General features: G+C 33.7%; 1 pseudogene. It reads left to right on the top strand.

The features are described 5' to 3' along the window. Positions 1-69: 69 nt before the first annotated feature. A pseudogene (locus tag ACWA1B_RS22610) lies at positions 70-276 on the top strand (GNAT family N-acetyltransferase); the annotation flags it as partial.

Raw genomic sequence — 276 nt, 5'->3', positions numbered from 1 at the left:
CTTGGAAACAACGAAAAGTAGACTTTTTTGTTATCTTTGTTCGCTGTTCTAATAAATTAAAAGTACTACATGGGTTTAGTTACCGCGAAAGAAGTTGCAAAAGCAATAAATGTTGAAAAGTACGGAGTTTTCGGTACCTTTTCTGGCTGGATTCTTATGAAGGTTCTTAAGATCTCTACCCTTAATAAAATTTACGATCGTAATAAACATTTGGAAGACCTTGCGTTTTTGAATGGAATTTTGGACGAAATGGAAATTAAGTTCGAAATCCCAGAA

The sequence above is a fragment of the Flavobacterium xizangense genome (assembly GCF_054075145.1).
Note: the sequence above shows the minus strand (reverse complement) of the source record. Positions and strands in the feature narration are given on the sequence as shown.